The organism is Geomonas sp., from assembly GCF_056994735.1.
This window is the reverse complement of sequence record NZ_JBXKJL010000092.1, coordinates 1-4,767: the sequence shown is the minus strand read 5'-3', so window position 1 is coordinate 4,767 and position 4,767 is coordinate 1. Positions and strand designations below refer to the sequence as shown.

5 protein-coding genes are annotated in these 4,767 nt (G+C 64.1%); 1 reads left to right on the top strand and 4 read right to left on the bottom strand.

Going from position 1 to position 4,767, the window contains the following annotated elements; translation table 11 throughout:
- The 4 genes from AC11W3_RS04120 to AC11W3_RS04105 form a co-directional block, all read right to left on the bottom strand.
- Nucleotides 1–522, bottom strand: a complete 522-nt coding sequence (locus tag AC11W3_RS04120; RefSeq protein WP_484092548.1) for a hypothetical protein — start codon at nt 520–522, stop codon at nt 1–3.
- On the bottom strand, nt 519–1,244 hold the full coding sequence (locus AC11W3_RS04115; protein WP_484092547.1) for a hypothetical protein: 726 nt from the start codon (nt 1,242–1,244) through the stop codon (nt 519–521). Before AC11W3_RS04115 ends, AC11W3_RS04120 begins: the two co-directional genes overlap by 4 nt.
- A gap of 165 nt (nt 1,245–1,409) precedes the next feature.
- Nucleotides 1,410–1,925 (bottom strand): transposase, encoded by a 516-nt coding sequence (locus tag AC11W3_RS04110; RefSeq protein ID WP_484092546.1) that lies wholly within the window; start codon nt 1,923–1,925, stop codon nt 1,410–1,412.
- Nucleotides 1,918–2,451, bottom strand: a complete 534-nt coding sequence (locus tag AC11W3_RS04105; RefSeq protein WP_484092545.1) for a helix-turn-helix domain-containing protein — start codon at nt 2,449–2,451, stop codon at nt 1,918–1,920. Before AC11W3_RS04105 ends, AC11W3_RS04110 begins: the two co-directional genes overlap by 8 nt.
- Nucleotides 2,452–3,184: 733 nt before the next feature.
- Here AC11W3_RS04105 and AC11W3_RS04100 point away from each other — a divergent pair.
- Nucleotides 3,185–4,345 carry a hypothetical protein gene (locus AC11W3_RS04100; protein ID WP_484092544.1) on the top strand — a complete coding sequence of 387 codons (1,161 nt, stop codon included), beginning with the start codon at nt 3,185–3,187 and terminating at the stop codon, nt 4,343–4,345.
- The last annotated feature ends 422 nt before the right edge of the window (nt 4,346–4,767 follow it).

Here is a 4,767-nt window from a genome sequence, read left to right as displayed (position 1 = left end):
CTAAAACTCCGGCGTTTCCCGATAACGCCGCTCCACCTCGGCCAGGAGTAATGGTCGTTTCTTCTTGGAGCGTGCCTCCCTCATGATCGTGCGGCGGTTCCGCGCCTCTGTTTGGCACGGCGGCTCTCGGGCGGTCCGAGAGGGCAGTAGGTCGTCCACGGTGAACGGCCCGGGATGCGCGGCGTGAGCGTCCAAGGCATGCACCAACGTCGGTCCCTCCAGGACCAGCCGAATCCCCGCGTGGCGATGACCGTGAATCCGCCGCTCGTGACTCTTGGCCAAGCGAAACCAGCGCTCCCGATCGAGATTATCCTCGATCGTTTCATCCTCCTGCTCGCCGACGCAGAGGCCGGCCAGGAAGCTGAGCATCACCGTGGCCATGCCGTGGCGGATCGGATCCTCGGTCGCCTCGAATCGATCGATCAGCGCCTCGAACTTCTCCTCCCGCTCCGTGATGTCCTCGGTCCCGCGCTCCAGCGTCGCGGCCACCTCCGCGATCACGTCCCCGTATTCTCGGATCACCTCTTGCTGCTCTTCGACTTCGTCCAGCCCCGCCTTGATGCATCCCGATAACCGGCCGAGTTGCTCCTCCGCGAACCCCCTTTCCTCGCGTCCAAGTTCCGTCGGATCGACTCCTGGACCTCGCCCAACGCCTCGGCCATCCGCAAGCCGGGAGGGTGCAGCGGCCCCCCTCGATCGTCATCGAGGATCCCACGCACCGCCGCGCAATAGTCGAGCACCCCAGAGCCCGCGGGATCGACCACGGCAGGAGACAGGTTCGCCGCCGCCGTGGTCGCCGTGCCGGTGGCTTCCGGAGTCGGGGGCGTGAGGTCATCCTTTGTCTCGGCCTTCTGCCGCTGGAGCACGGCGTGTTCGATCGTCCGCAGGCCGCGCACCTTCTTCCGCATCTGGACCTTGGCATGGCTGTCGGCTTCCAAGACGGGCTTGGCCACATCGCGGAGGAAGTGGTTGTCACAGTAGCGGTGTGGCACGTCGGGGAATTCCGCCGCGATCCCCTTGACGAACGCATCCTGCTTATCCGACATCCAAAGCCCCAGGGGCGTGCCCAAGGATCGGGCCCACTCTTTGGCCGTCTTGATCAGGCGTCGGACCTCGTCCTCGGTCGCAGAGATCAACGGCTCAGCGAACCACACCCGCTTCTGGGTCAACTCGCGCACGACGTAGAGGGCCTCGTGTCCCTTCTCGGGCTGGAGGCCGTCGATGCAGAGAATGATCTCCGCCACGGATTCGTATTGTCGGCGGAGTGACTCGGCGTCTTGCTGACGCGCTGCGAGCATGACCTGGTAACGTCGGATGTAGTGGTCGATCGCATCTTCGGAGAGGTTGCCGTTCACCATTGGTTGAGGTGGACCCCATTGTCTAAGTAGGTCCGCAAAACGTTTTTGACATTACATCCTCAGCCAGAAGTGCTCGGAGAGCACCCCGGCTTTCCGGAGCGCTTCCCGGGCAGGTAGTTCGCTGAGGTAGCCGATGAAGCGGTCGACCTGCGTATCGATGGAGTCGTACCGATGGTTGGCCAACATGACTCGTTTACCATGACGCCACAGATGATCCATTGGATTCAGGTGCGGGGAGCGCTTGGGCAGCCACAGCAATTCGATCTCGTAGTCGTCGGCCAGGGACCGCGAGTCCTCGGCCGTGTGGCTGGAGTCCTCGTCAAGCAGCAAGGCGACATGCCACCCGCGGTAGTGCTCATGGATCTCGTCCAGGAACGCCTCACAATCGGGGCCACGCTGCTGGCGACGGGCCAGGAACAGCCGGTGGCCGGTCAGGATGTTGATCGACCCGAAGAGGGCGCGTTTCGCATTGCCACCGCTGATCGCCACCGGTGCGGGTTGGCCGCGCACGGCCCAACCGGCGTGCAGAGGCGGAAACAACCGCAGGTCGGTCTCGTCCTCAGCCAAGAGCACGCTTCGCGGGGGCAGGTTTCTCAGCCGCCGCCGGATGGCGCGTTTTTTTCTCGCGCTCGGGGTCGGGCGGCAAGACGTAGCGGGATCGTTTCCACACGTAGTCCAGGCGCCGCATCTGACGGCGGATGGTGTCGTCGGACAACCGCTGGCCGCTGCACCGCTCCAGATCCGCTTGGAGAAGAGGAATGGTCCAGTTCGGTCCGGGATAGCCCAACTGGTCAGGGCGTTGCTGCAGGGCGGCCAGCAGTAGTGCCTCCAGTTCCTCCGTCCAGACACTGGGCCGGCCACCGCTGTAGCGGTCTTCGAGGGCCGTTGCCTTACCGCCGGTCTCGAAGGCACGCGCCCAGTTATAGACCGTCTGCCGCGTCACCCCGAGCTTCTCGGCGACCTCGGAGACGGATTCGCCTTCGTCTAACGCCAGGATGGCCAGCAGGCGCCGGCCGTAGCTGGCATCTTCAGTTGCCCGTAGCCGGGCGGAAATTTGGTGCCGTTGCGACGACGTGAGCCGAACATCGATCATGGCAGCCCTCCATCTGCAGGCTACCAACGCGGATTTCCACGGCCGGGAACTCCCTCACAATTCCTCAGCGAAGGTCCCCGTTTTCTCGGAGATCCGGAGGATTCCCGTCCGGCCCGTGTGAGGGAGTTCCCGGGTGGAAGCACATCCCACCGTTCATCAGTTCGGTTGAACATAATTCGGCATGCTGCGGAGCTGATTCAGCTCCACAGCCATTTTCTCGATCCCGCCGACCGTTCTCAAGGGTCCTGCCTTGGTTCCATGAGTCGCGATCAATACGATCAGTGGCAGGCATCCCACACGAAACTCCCTCACATCTCGGAGTCTGGGTCGTGGACGACTCGCTTTGCCAACGCTACTTCCTGGAACCCAACGACACCCTCCACCGACGCTATGAGGCGTTGCGGGCGTACTTCGTCCAGCGGCGGCCCCTCCGGGAGATCGCCACCCAATGCGGATACACCTACGACACCTTGCGTCAGGTGATTCACCAGTTCCGATGCCAGTGTCGTTCGGGCTCGCCCCCCCTTTGTTCGCGACCCCGCAGTACGGGCGTCCGGCCCACACTCCAGGGCCTCGCCCCGAGACCCCCGAAGTCGCCGACCAGCGATGTCTGCGCCTCGACCCAGGACGACGACTGGGCAGTCGCGTCGCGGGCATCTTCCTGTTCCTGCCGCTGCTGGCCCACCTCCGGTTCGATCACCTCGTCGCCCAAGCAGGCTATCCCGGCACGGCCATGATCCCGCCTCACGGCGCGATGCTGAGCCTGCTGGCCTTGAAGCTCCTGGACAAGGAGCGACGAAGCCATATCAGCGACTTCAATTGTGATGAGGGCTTGGGCCTCTTTGCCGGTCTGAACGTCCTGCCCAAGACCGCCTTTGCCACCGAGTATTCCTATCGCACCCCGCAAGCTCACCAACAGCGCCTCCTCATGGGTTGGATCGCCGCTCTGGCCCCACGTTTGTTCCCGGACGGGCGGGCCTTCGCCCTGGACTTCCACGCCATCCCCTTCCGGGGAGATCCTTCCGTCCTGGACAACCACTACCTGCCCCGACGTGGCAAAGCCGGTCCCAGTGTCCTCTGCTTCTTCGCCCAGGAGCAGGGGAGCCGCGTCGTCTGCTATGGCAATGCCAACTTGACTCGGGCCGATCAGCCCGGGGAACTGATGCGGTTCGTCGCGTTCTGGCACGAGGTGACGGGACTCGATCCCCAGTGGCTGTACTTCGACAGCAAGGTCGTCCCCTACCCGGAATTGTCCCGGATCAACCAGCGGGGGATCCACTTCGTCACCATCCGCCGACGGGGTGCTGCGGTCATCCGTCGCCTGCGTGCCCTGCCGCTCCGAGCCTGGCAGCACGCCGTCATCGATACTCCCAACCGTTGTCATCGACGCATTCGATTTGTGGATGAGCAAGTCCGATTGCCGGGCTACGAGGGGGTGATCCGCCAGCTGGCCGTCGATGGACTGGGACGGGAGCAGCCCACCTTGTTCCTGTCCAACAACCTGGCGGAGACGGCGCGAGCGCTGATCATTCGCTATGCCGGGCGTAACGGCGTGGAAGACGGCTTGGGCAGCAGCGTCAACTTCTTCCACCTGGACTGCCTGGCCAGCGAGGTGCGGTTGAACGTGGACCTGGATGTGGCGTTGACGGTGCTGGCGCATGGCTGCTACCGCTGGCTGGCGCGGGGCCTGAAAGGCTTCGACCGCTGTGCTCCGAAGCAGGTGTACCGCAAGTTCGTCGAGACCGCCGGGGAGGTGGAGATCCACGAGGGCTGGATCGTGGTCCGGCTCGACCGCCGGAGCCACGACCCGATCCTACGGGAGGCGGCGTTGGACCATCGGTGTCCCCCGGTCCCGTGGTTGAACAACCTCCCGGTCACCTTCACCTACACCTGACGATCAAGGTCTGACAGTCGTACGATCGTGAGGGAGTTCCCGGCCGTGGAAATCCGCGATGGACTCCCGGCGGAGACTGGTGGCGATGGCCCAAGCATCGGGCGACATCAACCGAGATCGAAGAGGCGGTCTACCGGACGCATACGATCGCCCCGCACGTCCCGCCCCGCCGAATCATTCTGGAGTCATTCCAGGAGGTATTCAGCCCATATCGATGACCACCTCGCCCCCAGCCCGGCCACGGCGGCGCCGGCGCTTGGCGCCGGAGGCCCCTGGGCTCACGCGGAGGGCTCAGCCCCCCATCAAGGTCGGTACGCGTCCTATATCCGTCGGTGGACCACAGTTCGGTGAGGTGTGGTCCACCAGATGGCTACGGCCGGCATTACGACCGCCTCGAAGACAACAAGGACCAATTATCATCC